At 67.9% G+C, this 16,223-nt stretch carries 13 protein-coding genes and 1 tRNA gene; 9 read left to right on the top strand and 5 right to left on the bottom strand.

Annotated features, from left to right (window positions below):
* The 5 genes from OMP43_RS10145 to OMP43_RS10165 form a co-directional block, all read left to right on the top strand.
* The coding region (locus OMP43_RS10145) for a BapA/Bap/LapF family large adhesin (RefSeq protein WP_280279609.1) at nucleotides 1-2,478 on the top strand (2,478 nt) is incomplete at its 5' end.
* Between the two features lie 120 nt (nucleotides 2,479-2,598).
* On the top strand, nucleotides 2,599-3,909 hold the full coding sequence (locus OMP43_RS10150; RefSeq protein WP_280279610.1) for a TolC family protein: 1,311 nt from the start codon (nucleotides 2,599-2,601) through the stop codon (nucleotides 3,907-3,909).
* On the top strand, nucleotides 3,906-6,035 hold the full coding sequence (locus OMP43_RS10155) for a type I secretion system permease/ATPase (protein WP_280279611.1): 2,130 nt from the start codon (nucleotides 3,906-3,908) through the stop codon (nucleotides 6,033-6,035). Before OMP43_RS10150 ends, OMP43_RS10155 begins: the two co-directional genes overlap by 4 nt.
* The gene (locus OMP43_RS10160; RefSeq protein ID WP_280279612.1) at nucleotides 6,032-7,219 is read left to right on the top strand and encodes an HlyD family efflux transporter periplasmic adaptor subunit; all 1,188 of its coding nucleotides are present in this window, start codon (nucleotides 6,032-6,034) and stop codon (nucleotides 7,217-7,219) included. Before OMP43_RS10155 ends, OMP43_RS10160 begins: the two co-directional genes overlap by 4 nt.
* Before the next feature lie 137 nt (nucleotides 7,220-7,356).
* Nucleotides 7,357-7,806: a winged helix DNA-binding protein gene (locus OMP43_RS10165; protein ID WP_280279613.1), complete on the top strand. Its 450-nt coding sequence runs from the start codon at nucleotides 7,357-7,359 to the stop codon at nucleotides 7,804-7,806.
* 25 nt (nucleotides 7,807-7,831) lie between these two features.
* Here OMP43_RS10165 and OMP43_RS10170 read toward each other — a convergent pair whose 3' ends face one another.
* The 4 genes from OMP43_RS10170 to OMP43_RS10185 form a co-directional block, all read right to left on the bottom strand.
* Nucleotides 7,832-9,127 carry a nitrate/sulfonate/bicarbonate ABC transporter ATP-binding protein gene (locus OMP43_RS10170; protein WP_280279614.1) on the bottom strand — a complete coding sequence of 432 codons (1,296 nt, stop codon included), beginning with the start codon at nucleotides 9,125-9,127 and terminating at the stop codon, nucleotides 7,832-7,834.
* A 17-nt stretch (nucleotides 9,128-9,144) separates the two neighbouring features.
* Nucleotides 9,145-10,899 (bottom strand): ABC transporter permease subunit, encoded by a 1,755-nt coding sequence (locus OMP43_RS10175; protein WP_280279615.1) that lies wholly within the window; start codon nucleotides 10,897-10,899, stop codon nucleotides 9,145-9,147.
* A gap of 270 nt (nucleotides 10,900-11,169) precedes the next feature.
* On the bottom strand, nucleotides 11,170-11,817 hold the full coding sequence (locus OMP43_RS10180) for a response regulator transcription factor (protein WP_280279616.1): 648 nt from the start codon (nucleotides 11,815-11,817) through the stop codon (nucleotides 11,170-11,172).
* Nucleotides 11,814-12,854, bottom strand: coding sequence for an ATP-binding protein (locus OMP43_RS10185; RefSeq protein WP_280279617.1), 1,041 nt, complete (start codon nucleotides 12,852-12,854; stop codon nucleotides 11,814-11,816). Before OMP43_RS10185 ends, OMP43_RS10180 begins: the two co-directional genes overlap by 4 nt.
* A gap of 168 nt (nucleotides 12,855-13,022) precedes the next feature.
* Between OMP43_RS10185 and OMP43_RS10190 the strand changes: the two genes are divergently transcribed.
* A complete protein-coding gene (locus OMP43_RS10190; protein WP_280279618.1) occupies nucleotides 13,023-14,606 on the top strand; it encodes an EAL domain-containing protein in 1,584 nt (527 codons plus the stop codon).
* A 70-nt stretch (nucleotides 14,607-14,676) separates the two neighbouring features.
* Here OMP43_RS10190 and OMP43_RS10195 read toward each other — a convergent pair.
* Nucleotides 14,677-14,766 (bottom strand) — tRNA-Ser (locus OMP43_RS10195).
* A gap of 122 nt (nucleotides 14,767-14,888) precedes the next feature.
* Here OMP43_RS10195 and hspQ point away from each other — a divergent pair.
* From hspQ to rpmA, 3 genes are all read left to right on the top strand, one after another.
* On the top strand, nucleotides 14,889-15,269 hold the full coding sequence (hspQ, locus tag OMP43_RS10200; protein ID WP_280279619.1) for a heat shock protein HspQ: 381 nt from the start codon (nucleotides 14,889-14,891) through the stop codon (nucleotides 15,267-15,269).
* A 117-nt stretch (nucleotides 15,270-15,386) separates the two neighbouring features.
* Nucleotides 15,387-15,764 carry a 50S ribosomal protein L21 gene (gene rplU / locus OMP43_RS10205; RefSeq protein WP_137861181.1) on the top strand — a complete coding sequence of 126 codons (378 nt, stop codon included), beginning with the start codon at nucleotides 15,387-15,389 and terminating at the stop codon, nucleotides 15,762-15,764.
* Nucleotides 15,765-15,787: 23 nt separating this feature from the next.
* Complete coding sequence (rpmA, locus tag OMP43_RS10210; protein ID WP_086130412.1) at nucleotides 15,788-16,057, top strand: 50S ribosomal protein L27; 270 nt, start codon at nucleotides 15,788-15,790, stop codon at nucleotides 16,055-16,057.
* The last annotated feature ends 166 nt before the right edge of the window (nucleotides 16,058-16,223 follow it).

A 16,223-nucleotide genomic window follows, 5' to 3' on the forward strand; every position in this document is an offset into this window, starting at 1 on the left:
ACCACGGAGGGCAATGGCCAGACGCTCCACGTCACCCAGGCCGATGCCGCGGGCAATGTCTCGCCGGCCACCTCGGCGCTGGCGCCCGACTTCACGCCGCCCGCCGCCCCCGTCGCGGCGGTGAACGCCAATGGCACCGCCGTTACCGGCACTGGCGAGCCCGGTGCGACCGTGCACATATACAACGGCGCCGGCACCGAGATCGGCACCGCCACCGTCGCCGGCAACGGCAGCTACACCGCCACGCTCACCACGCCCCAGGCCAATGGCGAGACGGTGACCGTCACCCAGAGCGATCCGGCCGGTAACCTCTCCCCCGCCACGGTGGCGATCGCGCCCGACATTACTCCGCCCGCGCCGCCCGCCGGGCTGGCGATCAATGGCGCTGGCACCGTGGTCACCGGCACGGGTGAAGCAGGCGCCTCCGTCGAGGTGCGCGATACGGGAGGCACGCTGCTCGGCACCGGCACGGTCGCCGCGAACGGCAGCTTCTCCGTCTCGCTGAACGATCCCCAGACCGCGGGCGAGACGCTCAGCGTCACGCTGCGCGATCATGCCGGAAACCTCTCCGGCGCGGTTCCCCTCATCGCGCCGTTCGACATCGAGGCGTTCAACAACACCGCCAACGCTTCGATCGATCTCGTGCCCGTCACGACCAACGAGAATCTCGGCACGGCCAACTATCTCGCCCTGGTCTCGCTCGGCCTGCTCAATCTCGATGCGCAGGTGCTGGCGACCCCCAATGTCCAGTTCACCGTCGCCGCCGGCAATTCGCTTGCCGCGAGCTTCACCTATGACGCGACGCTCGCGATCGGCGTGCTGAGCGGCTACAGCGTGGTGGTCCAGCGCTTCGACGGGACCAATTGGGTCGCGGTGAGCGGCACCGGCAACAGCTCGCTGCTCCAGCTCTCGCTGCTCAACGGCAATCTCGTCGCGACCGACACGCTCGGCCCGGGCGAGTATCGCGCCTTCGTCACTTTCGATGGCGCCGCCGGCGTGGGGCTGCTCGGCGGCCTCGCGGTCACGGGCGTCAACAGCGACTATACCCATGTCGGCGCGGTGCAGCCGAGCACGGCCGCGGGCAATGTAATCACCGATCCGGGCCCCGGTGGCGCGGTCGATATCGTCAGCCCGCAGACCGTCGTGCAGAGCGTCACCGTGAACGGCGTCACCACCGCGGTGGCCGCCGGCGGCACCTCGATCCACGGCGACTGGGGCACGCTCGTCATCAATCCCAATGGCAGCTACACCTACACGCCCGATGCCAATGCCGCCGCGATCGGCCATGTCGACACCTTCACCTATACGCTGGTCAATCCGACCAGCGGCGAGCTGGAGAGCGCGACGCTGGCCGTGACGATCGGCAGCCCGGACATCACCGGCGCGCCACTGGCCGTCGACGATGCGGCGATCGCCACCGCGACCTTCGAGCATGTCGTCACCACCATTCCGGCGGCGATCGACTCGAGCTTCGCCACGCCCACGGCGCTGATCATCACCGGCGCGCAGACCGGCTCGGTGCACGACAGCTTCACGGTAGGCGCGAACAGCACCGCCGACGTGACGCTCTCGGCGATCCAGTCGAGCGGGCTAAGCGTGCTGCCCACCTACACGATCACGGTCACCAATTCGCAGGGCACCGTGGTCGGCACGGTTACCCAGACCTCGGTCGCCAATCTCGGGCTCGGCACCGGCGTCGCGCTGGTGCTGCACGACCTGCCGTCCGGCACCTACAACTACACCGTGTCGAGCACGAACATATTGGGCACCGGCTATGGCACGAACGTCTATGTCGGCGAGACGGTGACCCATCTCGACCAGTACAGCCTCACCGGCACCACGGCGATATCCGGCGAGCTGCTCGCCAACGACACGCTGGGCACGGACTTCCCGGTGGTGCGCGTCCAGACGGGCGGCAACTTCGTCCAGGTGGGCGATACGCCGCTGACCATCACCGGCGCCTATGGCACGCTGACCGTCACCGATACCGGCCACTACACCTACCAGCCGAGCGCTTCGCTGACCTATTCGGGCACCGATCCGGTCGATAGCTTCACCTATCAGCTGGTCCAGCCCAATGGCACCGTCGCGACGGCGCATCTCGACGTGACCGTCGACATCAACAACGGCGTCACGCCCTCGGCGGCGATGGTGGTCGAGTCGACTTCGCTGGCGGATACCGTGCCGCTCGCGATGTTCTCGGCCGAGACCGTGGCGGCGCCGACCGCGCCGGCAACGGATCACGCGCCGATCGCATACAGCCTGAACGACAATCAGGGCAGCGTCGAGGATCTGCTCGGCCAGTTCCTCCATGACCGCCAGGCCGCGTCCGATGCCTCCGGCCCGCCCGCGGCCGCCAGCCCCGCGCCCGCCGCGCCGGACATCGCCGCCGCTCCAGCGCCCGACGATCCGCTACATTATCTCGTCACGCCAAGCGACCTGGAGCAGGATCGCCACCAGCTGACCCATATGGTGTGAGAAATCACTCCGAACTCGGAGTCGATTTCCAAAAATCATCCATGATTTCAAAAGGGTGATTAACCTACACCATAAGACGACACGCAATGCGGACAGGGAGGCTGTCGCTTGGGAAAAGGGTTGCGACGGGGCCGGCGCGGCGGTCCGATCGGTATCATCGCGATCGGATCGCTGGCGGCCTTCCTGGCCGGCACCGGATACGCGCAGGACAGCGCCGGGCTCTCGCTCGAGGCAGCGGTCCGACAGGCCGTGGCATGGCATCCGAACGTCGTCGCCGCCGCGGCCACGCTCGATGCGCGCGACGCGGATGTCGATGTCGCGCGGACCGGCTATCTGCCCCAGGTGAGCGCGGGCATCGGCACCGGCTACGACAATCGCCTCGGCTCGAACTGGCGCCCGCGTCCCCAGGTCTCCGCCTCGCAGATGCTCTATGATTTCGGCAAGGTCCGCAGCGCGGTGGATTATGCGCAGGCGGGCACCCGGGTCGGCCGTGCCGATCTGCTGCTCGCGATCGACGGGCTCATCCACGACACCGGCTATGCGATCGTCGAGCTGCAGCGCAACGCGGCGCTCCGCGACATCGCCGAGGAGCAGCTGGCCCGGATCCGCGAGATCAGCGGGCTGGTCGCCGATCGGGTCGCCAAGGGCGCGTCGACGCGCTCGGACGGGCTTCAGGCGGAATCGCGCGTCGCCGCGGCCAAGGCGACACTGGCGCAGATCGATGCCGAGCAGCGTCGCTGGACCAGCAATCTCGCCTTTCTGCTCGGCGAGGAACGGGCCAAGGCGTCGGTCAGCGCCGACATGCCCGACTGGCTGATGCGCAGCTGCGCCACCGGCCTGGCGGACTGGAATGCGGTGCCGGCCGTGATGCGCGCCGACGCCCAGCGCGAGCAGGCCGCGGCCCAGCTTCGCCGCAGCCGCGCCGATCGCTTGCCCACCGTGTCGCTGGCCGGCGACGCGGCGGCGGATATCGGGTCGCCCTTCTCCGATCGCAGCGCCTACAGCTTCGGGCTCAGCGTCTCGAGCAACATATTCGGCGGCAACGCCACCCGCGCCCGCGTCCGCAGCGCGGACTATTCGCTGGCCGCCGCCGACGCCGCCTCGCGCCAGGCGCGCAACGAAGCGAGCCAGCGGCTCGCCGAGGCCCGGCAGCAGATCGGCAGCCTTACCCGGCTGCTCGACACGCTCAACCTGCGCGAGGCGGACATGGCGGAGACCGGGCAACTCTACCGCGCGCAATATCTCGAAATGGGCACGCGAACGCTGGTCGACCTGCTCAATGCCGAACAGGAACTGCACCAGGCGCGGTTCGATGCGGTCAATACCGAGCATGACCTGCGCCGGCTCCAGCTCGACTGCCTCTATTATTCGGGCCGCTCGCGCGATGCGTTCGGCCTGACCGGCACGCGCCTGCGGGGAGTTACGCTGTGAGCGCGGCATCGGCCGAGACCTGGCTCGACATTCTCTGCCAGGCCGCGCGCCACTATCGCCTGCCCGTCTCCGAGCAGCGCGCTCGCCTGGCGGGGCTCTGGGACATCGCTTCCCCCGAGCAGAATCGCGTGCGCGCGCTCGCTCGCCCCCTGGGCCTGGCTCTTCGCTTCGCCGACCCCGCCGCCATACGGCTGACGAGTTGGCGCCTGCCGGTGATCGCCTGCCTCGCCGATGGCGAGCTTGCCCTGATCACCGCGCTGGACGGCGACGGCGAGGCGATGTTCACCGTCGCCGGCGAGAGCGACATGCCCGCGCGCCGTCCGCTCGCCGAACTGCTCGCCGCCGCCACTCTGGTCGTCGTGCCCCGCCCCGCCCGCTCCGCCGCCGATGCCCGGGTCGACACCTATATCCGGCCCTATGAGGAGCATTGGCTTCGCCGCATCCTGCTCCAGGACGCCCGCGCCTATGGCCATGTCGCGGTCGCCTCGATCGTGACCAACCTGCTCGGGCTCGCCGGCATCCTGTTCTCGATGCAGGTCTATGACCGCGTCATTCCGGCCCAGTCGATGCCGACGCTCGTCATCCTGTTCCTCGGCGTGCTGCTGGCGATCGCCTTCGACTTCCTGCTGCGCAAGCTGCGCGTGGCGATCACCGACGTGCTGGGCAAGCGGGCCGATCTGAGGCTCTCCGATCTGGTCTTCGGCCATGCGCTGCGCGTCCGCAACCGGGAACGGCCGACTTCCACCGGCACCTTCATCTCCCAGTTGCGCGACCTCGACCAGGTCCGCGACATGCTGACCTCGACCACCGTCTCCGCGGTGGCCGACCTGCCCTTCTTCCTGCTCTTCCTCGCCATCCTGGCCTTTATCGGCGGGGTGCTGGCGCTGGTGCCCCTCGCCGCGGTGATATTGCTGCTCGTGCCCAGCCTGCTCGCGCAGCGGCGCCTGCGCGTCCTCGCCACCGAATCGATGCGGGAAAGCTCGCTGCGCAACGCACTGCTGGTCGAGGCGGTGCAGGGGATAGAGGACATCAAGGCGCTGCAGGCGGAGGAGCGCTTCCAGCGCCAGTGGAATCACTACAACAGTGTCGCCGGCGAGGCCCAGCTTCGCCTGCGCGGCCTCACCGCCAGCCTCTCCACCTGGTCGCAGAGCGTGCAGAATGGCGTCTATGCCGCGGTGATCTTCGTCGGCGCGCCCATGGTGATCGCCGGCGACATCACTACCGGCACGCTCGTCGCCACCTCCATGCTCGCCTCGCGCATGATCGCGCCGATGGCCCAGGTCTCCGGCCTGCTCGGCCGCTGGCAGCATGCCAAGCTGGCGACGCAGAGCCTCAACCAGATAATGGGGCTGCCCACGGACAGCCCCGACGCCGAGCACCGCATTCCCCTCCCCGCGGTCACCGGCAGCTTCGCGCTGCGCTCGGCGGTATTTTCCTATGCGGATCCCAATGCGCCGCCCGCGCTGACCGTGCCGAACCTCGAGATCGCCGCCGGCGAGAAAGTGGCGCTGCTCGGCCGCAACGGCGCCGGCAAGTCGACCTTGCTGCAGGGCCTGTCGGGCATGCTCCAGCCGGTTTCCGGCGAAGTCCTGCTCGACGATCTGGCGCTGCACCAGATCGACCCCGCCGATGTGCGCCGGGACGTCTGCCTGCTCACCCAGAACAGCCGGCTCTTCCACGGCACGCTGCGCGAGAACCTGACGATGGGGGCGCCGCATGCCGGCAATGCCGAGATACTGGCGGCTCTCGAAATGGTCTGCGCGCAGGATTTCGTGCGGCGGCTCCGCGACGGGCTCGAGCATGTCGTGCTCGAAGGCGGGCTGGGTCTCTCGGGCGGGCAGGTCCAGTCGCTGCTCCTCGCCCGCCTGCTGCTCCGGCGCCCCATGGTGGCGCTGCTCGACGAGCCCACCGCGGCAATGGACGAGCTGGCCGAGCGCCACTTCATCACGAGCTTCCGCGAATGGAGCCGGCAGCGCACCGTCGTCGTGGCGACCCACCGCATGCGCGTGCTCGAGCTTGTCGACCGGGTGATCGTCATCGACCATGGCAGAGTGGTCCTCGACCAGCCCAGGGAAGCCGCGCTTGCCGCGATGCGCGGCGCCGCCACCAGGACCCAGGCGGCATGAGCGCGGCGTTCAGCGCCGACGACCGGCTGTTCGACGAAGAGGGTCGCGGCCGGCTGCGCGATGCGACGCGCATGCTGTGGGTACTGGCGGCGATGGTCGTCACCTTCCTGGCCTGGGCCTGGCTCGCCAGGCTCGACGAAGTGGCGACCGGCACCGGCAAGGTGGTGCCGACCAGCCATGAGCAGATACTCCAGTCGCTGGAAGGCGGCATCCTCGCCAAGCTGCACGTGCACCAGGACGATATCGTCAAGCCCGGCCAGGTTCTCGCCCAGCTCGATCCCACCCTGGCAGGCTCGACGGTGGAAGAAAGCGCCGCCAAATATCGCGCCGCGCTCGCCGCCCAGGCGCGACTCCAGGCCGAAGTGGACGACACCCCGATACGGTTCTCCAGGGAACTCGACGGCTATCCCGCGCTCAAGGCCGAGCAGCAGCGGCTCTACGACACGCGCCGCCGCAGCCTGGCCGGCTCGACCAGCCTGATCGACGAATCGCTGGCACTGATCAACCGCGAGGTCGGCATCGGCGAATCGCTGATCGCCACCGGCGCGGCGAGCAATGTCGAGGTGCTGCGGCTCAAGCGCCAGCGCGCCGACCTCGATCTCAAGAAAGCCGATCTGCGCTCGCAATATCTGGTCGAGGCCCGGCAGGACCTCGCAAAGGTGAGCGAGGAAGTCGAGGCGCTCGCCCCGGTGGTGCGGGGCCGGTCGGACACGCTGCAGCGGCTCACCTTGCGCTCGCCCGTGCGCGGCGTGGTCAAGAATATCGAAGTGTCGACGATCGGCGGCGTCGTGCCGCCCAACGGCAAGGTGATGGAAATCGTCCCGCTCGACGACCGGCTGCTCATCGAGGCGCGCATCTCGCCCCGCGACATCGCGTTCATCCGGCCCGGCCAGCGCGCCAGCGTGAAGATCACCGCCTATGACTATTCGATCTTCGGCGGGCTCGAGGGCGAGGTCAGCAGCATCTCACCCGACACGATCCGCGACGAAGTGAACCCCGACATCTATTATTACCGCGTATTCGTCCGCACCCGCTCGGACGCCCTGGTCAACAAGGCGGGCCGACGCTTTCCGATCGTACCCGGGATGATCGCCACCGCCGACATCCACACGGGAAGCAAAACAATACTCCAATACCTCTTGAAACCACTGAACCGCGCCCAAGAAGCCCTTCGAGAACGTTAAATCATATAATACGTAAATTGCGCTATCATTTTGATTTACGCGATTTTGACAATTCGATTTTACTATGATTTATTTATAAGGAAGGATATGATCTATTATATGAGTAGCGTCATTCCTTCATAAGTTCGGGTAGTATAGTGGCGAATAGCGTAATCACCTGGGACAGATCCCTGCTCGACCTCGCGCGCCAGTTGCAACACATGCGCGCGAAGGCGGCAAAACTTTTCCCGCGCGACGTCTTCCGCGATTCCGCATGGGACATGGTGCTCGAGCTGTTCATCGCCGGGCAGGAGAACCGGGTCATCTGCGTGAAGGAGCTCATTTTCGTCTCGGGCGAGACGTCGACGAGCGCGCTGCGCCGGATCGATCGCCTCGAGGCGGCCGGGCTGCTCAACCGTTCCCACGATCCCGACGATCACCGGCGGATGGCGGTGACGCTGACCAGCAAGGGCGACGAGGCCATGCGCGCCATGCTGCACAGCCTCTTCCCCCATGACGGCTCCTCCATCCCGGAGAGACGCGCCCGCGGTTCCGAGCGCCCCGCCGAGATGCCTTCCTCCTTCGAATCGTCGACCGGCCTGTTCTGAAGCCGGCCGCCCCGGCATCGCGGCCCTAGGAAGGATCGTCGAGGCTGAAACGGTCCGCCGCCTCGTCATAGGCGAAGACCTCGGCATAGCGGCCCCATTGGATCACCGATTTCAGCGTCTGCTCGGCATATTCCTCGGACATGAAATCCTCGATCTCGTCGCGAAAGCGGCTCGCCGGCGCCTCGTGGCTGGCCCGGTCGTCGAGGATGCGGCGAATGTGTCCGGCAAGCGGCACATGGCGCAGCAGATGCTGGGCGAAGAGCTGCTTGCGCGCATCCACCTCGGCATCGACATAGCGCCGCGCCGCCGGCAGCAGCCTCAGGTCGCCGTCGCCCAGCTCGGCGAAGCGCAGCAGCTGCAGCACTTCCGCGATCGGGAACAGCTCGTCCGCCTCATATTGCAGCTCGCTGGCCAGGTCCGACAGCGGCGCGCTGCCGAGATAGGGCTCGGCCGCCACCGCCTCCATCAACCCGGCGAGCGTGTTGGTCGAGACACGCGGCAGCGCCATGCCGATGCCGGTGCCCGGGAACACGCCCTCGCGCGCATGCTCCGCCTCGGTCCGCACGGTCATCCTGGCATAGATCTCGTCGACCAGCGCCTGAAACGCCGGGTCCTGCCGGTTCCGCGGCTGCGGCAGCGTCACGCCGATCTCGGTGACCACGCGCCCGGGATTGGACGAGAAGACGAGGATGCGATCGCACATCAGCACCGCTTCCTCGATATTGTGCGTGACGATCAGGATCGACTTGATCGGCATCCGCCCCTCCGACCACAGGTCGAGCAGGTCGGTGCGCAGCGTCTCGGCGGTGAGCACGTCGAGCGCCGAGAAGGGCTCGTCCATCAGCAGGATGTCCGGATCGACCACCAGCGCGCGCGCCAGGCCGACGCGCTGGCGCATGCCGCCCGACAATTCCTTCGGATAGGCGCTCTCGAAGCCGTCCAGGCCGATCAGGTCGATCGCCTTGAGGGCACGCCGGCGCCGCTCCTCGGCGGCGACGCCCTGCGCCTCGAGCCCCACCTCGACATTCTGGAGCACGGTGAGCCAGGGGAACAGCGCGAAGGTCTGGAAGACCATCGAGACGCGCGTATCGGCATGCGCGAAGCGCACTTCGCCCGAAGTCGGCTGGATCAGTCCCGCGATCGAACGCAGCAGCGTCGACTTGCCCGAGCCGGAGCGGCCGAGCAGGCCGACGATCTCGCCCTCGCCCAGGGTCAGGTGGACATCGTCGAGCACGAGCAGGCCGGCGCCGCCCGATTTGCCATAGACATGGCGGACGTCGCGGACCTCGACCAGCGGCGGGGTTTCAGTGAGCGTGTTCATGACGATACTCCCGATGCTCAATCGAGGCGAAGACGGCGCTCGGCATACCGGTACATCGGCCGCCACAGCATGCGGTTAAAGGCGATGACGAAGATGCTCATCACCGCGATGCCAAGGGCGACGCGCGGATAGTCGCCCGCCTGGGTGGCTTTGGCGATGAACGCCCCCAGCCCCGCGGCCTCGAGATGCCTGTCGCCCCAACTCACCGACTCGGCGACGATGCTGGCGTTCCACGAGCCGCCCGAGGCGGTGAGCGCGCCGGTCACATAATATGGGAAGATCGCGGGGATCGCGACCCGGCGCCACCATTGCCAGCCGCGGATGCCGAACATCGCCGAGGCTTCCTTCATGTCCGTCGGGATCGCGCTCGCGCCCGCGATGACGTTGAACAGGATATACCATTGGGTGCCGAGCACCATCAGCGGCGACAGCCAGATGTTCGGATCGAGATGGAGGCCGAGAATGGCGATCACCGCGAAGGGAAACATCACGTTCGCCGGAAAGGCCGCCAGGAACTGCGCCACCGGCTGCAGCCGCTCGGCCCAGACGGGCCTGAGGCCGATCCACACCCCGATCGGCACCCAGATCAGGCTCGCGATCGCGATCAGCAGCGCCACCCGCGCCAGGGTAAGCAGGCCGAGCCCGAAGACGGTGACGCCGTCCTGCCATGTGAGGCTGTGCGCGATATACCGGGCGAGCGTCCAGGCCGCCGCCAGGGTGACGAGGGCGACCAGCGCGATCCATAGCCCGTCCAGCACCCGGCCCGCGGCGGGCGCGATGCGCGGCGGCGGCAGCGCCGGCGCGCGCGGCAACGGAATGTTGCCCAGCCAGCGCAGCGGCGCGGCGAGCGCCGTGCCGAGCCGGCCCAGCCAGCGGGTGCGGCGGAGGAGATCGTAGAGCCAGGAACGCGGCTGCTGCTGCGAGGCGGTCTGCTCGAAGCGGAACTTGTCGGCCCAGGCGACGATCGGACGGAAGACGAGCTGGTCATAGAGCAGGATGACGACCGCCATCGCCCCCACCGCCATGCCGATCGCGCCGAAATCCTCGCGATCGATCGCAACCGCGAGCCAGGATCCGATGCCGGGCAGCGTGATGGTGGTGTTCCCCACCGTGATCGCCTCGGACGCGACGACGAAGAACCAGGCTCCCGACATCGACATCATCATGTTCCAGACGAGCGCCGGCAGCGCGAAGGGCAGTTCGAGCCGGACGAAACGCCGCCATGCCGAGAAGCCGAACTGGCGCGAGACCTCGTCCAGGTCGCCGGGCACGGTGCGCAGCGACTGATAGAAGCTGAACGCCATGTTCCAGGCCTGGGCAGTGAAGATCGCGAAGATCGCCGCGCATTCCGCGCCCAGCTGGCTGCCGGGAAACAGCCCCAGGAACAGCGTGACGGTGAAGGTGAGGAAGCCCAGCACCGGCACCGACTGGAGGATGTCGAGGGCGGGCACGATGATGAGCCCCGCCTTGCGGCTCTTGGCGGCGAGCGTGGCGGCGACGAAGGTGAACAGCAGGGACGCGCCGAGCGCGGCGAACATGCGCAACGTGGTGCGCAGCGCATATTCGGGCAGCATCGCCGGGTCGAGCACCACCGGCGCGCCGCGCAACTCGGCCAGCGGCGCACCCATCTCGCCGGCGCCGTGGAACACGAGCACCGCACCTGCCGCGAGCAGGATGAAAACGATCAGATCCGCCCAGGATGGCGCTCCGCCCGCGCGCACCCAGCGCGCCAACGGGCGTCCGCCCCTGGCATCTTCGAAAATGAAGACCATAGGCTCACCTCATGACCGGCCGTCTCGGCCGCCACGGGCGAGCGCTACGAACTAGGCCCGGCCGGGCGCCCTCGACGGCGCGTTAGATCGACTACTGTCGCTCGGCATTTGCTAGCGTTCCTCGAATAGCCTCGGCCCCGCGGAAGCGGGGAAAGGCGTGGCGGGCGGATACCAAGCCGGGATCGGGCCCGCCAGTAGGGAATTGTGCGGCGCACCGAAGCAAATGGATAGCCGGTATATACCTTGGTATATCGAAATCGCCCGCCGGCCCTATTCCGGGGGCGGGAACAGCCGGTCATGGATGCGCACCAGATCGGGCACCGATTGCGCGTGCATCTTGCGCATGACCTGGCCCCGGCGCACCTTGACGGTGATCTCGCGCACCCCAAGCTCCGCCGCGATCTGCTTGTTGAGCAGCCCGCGCGCGACCAGCTCCATCACTTCCCGCTCCCCGGGCGTGAGCGTGCGATGGAGCGCGCGCAGATGCGCCAGGCCGGCCGCCTCGCGGCGCCGGACCCGATCCCTGGCGATTCCCTCGTTGATGGCGTCGAGCAGCGCCTGCTCGTCGAACGGCTTGGCCAGGAACTCGATCGCGCCGGCCTTCATCGCGCGCGCGGTCATCGCGATATCGCCATGGCCGGTGACGAAGATCACGGGCAGCCCGATGCCGAGATCCTTCATCTGGCGCTGGAAATCGAGGCCGCTCTGCCCGGGCATGCGAACATCGAGCACGAGGCAGCCGGGCGCTTCGGACAGGCTGTGCGCGAGAAACGCCTGCGTGGAGGAGAACGCCCGGCACGCGATGCCGACGGACGCGAGCAGATCCTCGAGGCCCGCGCGGACCGAGGCATCGTCGTCGACGATGTAGACGATCGGCAGCGCGCCGTCATCGGCCGGGACAGTCGCTTCGATCGTCATCGCCTCGCTCCCGAGATTGGCAGGCTCACGCGGAAAATGGCGCCGGAAGGCGCGTTCGCCACGGCCCAGATACGCCCGCCATGCGCCTCGACGATAGCCCGGCTGATCGTCAGGCCGATGCCGGTGCCCCCTTCCCGGGTGGTCCAGAACGCCTCGAACAGACGCTCCTGCGCGCCCGCCGCGAAGCCGATGCCGGAGTCCGCGACCGCGAGGATCACCGACTGTTCCTCGCGCGCGGTGGCGATCGCGATCCGCCGCCCGGCTTCCGGCACGCACGCCATCGCCTCGATCGCGTTGAGCAGAAGGTTGCCGATAACCTGGTGCAGCTGCACCCGGTCGGCCAGCACGGCCGGCAGCGCCTCGGCCAGCGCCAGCTCCAGGCCGATGCCGTTGCGCTCCAGCTCGCCCCGCGCCAGCTGGAGCGCTTCGTCGACGACCGCGTTGAGATCCACCCGTTCGCGCCTGGGCGCCTCGTGCCGGGCAAGGCTCCGCACGCGCTGGATCACCATGCCGGCGCGGTTGGCATCGCGCAGCGCCCGTTCCGCCGAGGCGCGCGCCCGTTCGAGATTGGGGGGATCCTGGCCCAGCCACCGGAGGCAGGCATTGGCGCTGCTCGCGATCCCGGCCAGCGGCTGGTTGACCTCATGCGCGATCGAAGCGGTGAGCTCGCCGAGACTGGTCACGCGCGCGAGCCTGACGAGCTGCGCCCGCGCCGCATGCGCCGCGGCTTCGGCGGCCACCACGCGGAGCGCGAGCCAGGCGGTGACGCCGATCGCGGCGGTGCTGATCGCCAGGTTGACGATGCCGGCCTCGCGCGCGCCGCCGACCGTCAGCGTGGAGCTGGCCAAGGTGAGCAGGATGCACAGCCCCGCGAGCGCGATGACGTTGCGGCGGGGAAAGCGGCCGACCGCCAGCAGGATGATGGCGATGTAGAAGACCGCCGCGGCGATCTCGAGGTCGGTGACCGTGTCGGCGATGAAAATGCCGGCCATGAGCGCCGCGATCGCCGCCGCCTGCAGCCATGATTTCCATTGCATGGGGAACCCACCCGTTTCGAACATGCCCGCATATATGCCCGATATGCCGGGGCATCGACACCGGCGCCCGGCAAGCGCCGCCGATCGCGGCGATGCCTTGAAGCGCCGCGAATCGCGGCAATGCTTTGACAAGCAATGGCTGATATTGTCCGCCCCGAGAGGTTTCGCATGGATTGGCCCGCGATCCGGAGTTTCATCATTCGCCACCGTTTCGCCATTCGCGACCTGGGGCTGGTGCTGGCAGCGGTAGCGGCGCTCGCTTATTGCGCGTTCGCCTTCGATCTGTTCGAGAACGAAGACGGCCTCACCGTCCACAAGGCCGAGATCGAGCTCGACGAGGCGCTGCTGCTGGGCGTGGTGCTGGCGCTGGGCCTGCTGCTCTTCGGCGCGCGCCAGTATCTGCGCCAGAAACGCGAGATGGCCCGCCGCCTCTCCGCGGAGGGGGAAGTCCGCAAGCTCGCCTATCAGGACGTGCTGACCGGCCTGCCCAACCGGCGCCGGTTCGACGACGCGCTTGCCGCGGCCCTGGGCGCCCCGCCGCGGGCCGGCGCGTCGCACGCCGTGCTCCTGCTCGACCTCAACGGCTTCAAGGCCATCAACGACGTCCACGGACATGCGGCCGGCGACGAGCTGCTGATCGTTGTCGCCCAGCGCCTGCTCGGCGCGATTCGCGACGGCGACCTGGTCGCGCGCTTCGGGGGGGACGAATTCGCGATCCTGGCCACCCATCTCGCCGATCCCGAGGTCGCGACCACCATCGCGCTGCGCGTGATCGATGCGCTCGACACCCCCGTCCACGCGGCGGGCGCCACGCATCGCGTCGGCGCCGGCATCGGGATCGCGCTGCTCCCGGCCGACGCCACGAGCATCGAGGAAGCGATGCGCAAGGCCGATGTCGCGCTCTACCGCGCCAAGGCCGAGCGGCGCTCGGCGCTCCGCTTCTTCGAGCCGCAGATGGACGTGCGCATCCGCGAGCGCGCCGCGATGGAGGCGGCGCTGCGCCGGGCGCTCGACGAGGAGCGGATCGACATCGTCTACCGGCCGACCTTCGACCTCCGCACGCGCGGGGTGGTCGGGTTCGAGGCGGCGCCGCGCTGGATCGATCCCGAGCATGGCGAGATCCCGATCGAGCGGTTCCTGGCGATCGCCGACGAGGTCGGCCTCATCCACGCGCTGGGCGAACGCGTGCTCCGCCTGGCCTGCGCCGCCGCGCGCTCCTGGCCCGCCCACATAACGCTTTCGGTCGACATCCATGCGAGCCAGCTGAGGGACAATCTCCTCGGCGCGCGAATCATGCGCATCCTGGGCGAGGCGGGCATCGCGCCCGCCCGCCTCGAGGTCGACGTGACCGAAAGCGCGTTCGTCGCCGACCTGGACAATGCGCGCTCGGTGCTCGGCAACCTCAGGGCGTCGGGCGTGCGCATCGCGCTCGACAATTTCGGCACCGGCTATTCGAGCCTCTATCACCTGCGCAGCTTCCGGCTGGACAAGGTGAAGATCGACCGCAGCTTCGTGCAGGCGATGACGCGCGAGCGCGAAAGCGCCGGGATCGTGCAGGCGCTGGTCGGCCTCGGCCACGGCCTGGGGCTCACCATCGCCGCGGAAGGCATCGAAGCGAGCGACCAGGAAGGCGCGCTGCTGGGCACCGGGTGCGAACAGGGTCAGGGCGACCTGCTCGGCCCGCCCCTCGACGCGGCGGCGGCGGCGGCATTGTTCGAGCACAGGGCCACGGGAAGCACGCCACAGGGGTGAGCGCTTCGATCCGGGAGGACCGCGCCCCGGCATTCGGGGTATCCCCCGGAACCGGATCGGTTGTGAATAGTGGCGGAGAGGGAGGGATTCGAACCCTCGTTACGGTCTCCCGTAAACCGCATTTCGAGTGCGGCGCATTCGACCACTCTGCCACCTCTCCGCGAGGCGATTGTGCGCGGAAGCATTCCACGTCGGTCGCTGTGAGCGGGGGCCCCTAGCGCAGCGTTTCGGATACTGCAAGCGCATCCTTGTACCTGCGCGCAGAGATATTAGATTAAAGGCATGACTCAGACCCCCGGCGCCCCGATTCCCTATGAACCCGGAATTCCGATGCCGCCGGTCGCCACCGCCCGCTTCGCCATCGGCGAGGTGGTGCGTCACCGGCAGTTCGAGTTCCGCGGCGTGATCTTCGACGTCGACCCCGTCTTCGCCAACAGCGACGAATGGTATGAGGCAATTCCCGAGGACGTGCGCCCGCGCAAGGACCAGCCCTTCTACCATCTGCTCGCCGAGAACGACGAATCGAGCTATGTCGCCTATGTCAGCCAGCAGAATCTGGTGGCCGACGATAGCGAGGAGCCGGTCGATCATCCCGCGATCAACGGGCTTTTCGACGGCTATGCGGCCGGACGCTACACCTTGAAGCGCACGCACCGGCATTAACTGCCCGTTTCGGGTAGTTACCGGTTGACTTCTGGTCGAGCCTACCTTAGCTGCGCCCTTCCTCCTGCCGGGGTGCAACCTTGGCGGGCACAAGCATTTGAACCAGAGAAGAGACCGATGTTCGCTATCGTGCGCACGGGCGGCAAGCAGTATCGCGTTGCCGCGGGAGACAAGATCGTGGTCGAGAAGCTCGACGGCGAGGCCGGTTCGACGGTCACGCTGGGCGACGTGCTGCTCGCCGGCGAAGGTGGCGAGCTGAAGTCCACCGAGGGCCTCACCGTCTCGGCCGAGATCGTCGCGCAGGCGAAGGGCGAGAAGGTCATCGTCTTCAAGAAGCGCCGCCGGCACAATTATCGTCGCCGCAACGGCCACCGCCAGAACCACACCATCCTGAAGATCACCGCCATCGGTGCGCAGGAAGAGAAGAAGAAGGCCGCGCCGAAGGCGAAGAAGGCCGCTGCTGCCGAGGGCGAGACCCCGGCCGCGGAAGCGTAAGCAGAATACGAGGAGTATAGACCATGGCACATAAGAAGGCAGGCGGCTCTTCGCGTAACGGTCGTGATTCGGCCGGCCGTCGTCTCGGCGTGAAGAAGTTCGGTGGCGAGCTCGCGGTCGCGGGCAACATCCTCGTGCGTCAGCGCGGCACCAAATTCTATCCGGGCGTGAACGTGGGCATGGGCAAGGACCATACCCTTTTCGCGCTCGTGGACGGCCGCGTGTCGTTCAAGGAAGGCAAGCTTGGCCGCAAGTTCTGTTCGGTAGACATGATTGCGGAGGCTGCCGAGTAACATCGGGCAACCGACCGGGTTGTCCACCAGGACGACCCGGGTTCGACGAACGAACCAGCTGAAAAGGGAGACGGGTCGCCCCGGCTCCCTTTTTTATTTCCTCCCTGACACCACGGCGCAACAACCTCGTCACACTAGCGTGGCGTGGGGCGTCGCAGGACCAAGG

The organism is Sphingomonas sp. CBMAI 2297 (genome assembly GCF_029870595.1).
Classification (GTDB): domain Bacteria; phylum Pseudomonadota; class Alphaproteobacteria; order Sphingomonadales; family Sphingomonadaceae; genus Sphingomonas.

Excerpts from the sequence above, each read along its gene's own strand:
- rpmA (WP_086130412.1), top strand. The coding sequence starts at position 15,788 with ATGGCACATAAGAAGGCAGGCGGCTCTTCGCGTAACGGTCGTGATTCG.
- OMP43_RS10180 (WP_280279616.1), bottom strand. The coding sequence starts at position 11,817 with ATGACGATCGAAGCGACTGTCCCGGCCGATGACGGCGCGCTGCCGATC.
- OMP43_RS10190 (WP_280279618.1), top strand. The coding sequence starts at position 13,023 with ATGGATTGGCCCGCGATCCGGAGTTTCATCATTCGCCACCGTTTCGCC.
- rplU (WP_137861181.1), top strand. The coding sequence starts at position 15,387 with ATGTTCGCTATCGTGCGCACGGGCGGCAAGCAGTATCGCGTTGCCGCG.
- hspQ (WP_280279619.1), top strand. The coding sequence starts at position 14,889 with ATGACTCAGACCCCCGGCGCCCCGATTCCCTATGAACCCGGAATTCCG.
- OMP43_RS10170 (WP_280279614.1), bottom strand. The coding sequence starts at position 9,127 with ATGAACACGCTCACTGAAACCCCGCCGCTGGTCGAGGTCCGCGACGTC.
- OMP43_RS10175 (WP_280279615.1), bottom strand. The coding sequence starts at position 10,899 with ATGGTCTTCATTTTCGAAGATGCCAGGGGCGGACGCCCGTTGGCGCGC.
- OMP43_RS10185 (WP_280279617.1), bottom strand. The coding sequence starts at position 12,854 with ATGCAATGGAAATCATGGCTGCAGGCGGCGGCGATCGCGGCGCTCATG.
- OMP43_RS10160 (WP_280279612.1), top strand. The coding sequence starts at position 6,032 with ATGAGCGCGGCGTTCAGCGCCGACGACCGGCTGTTCGACGAAGAGGGT.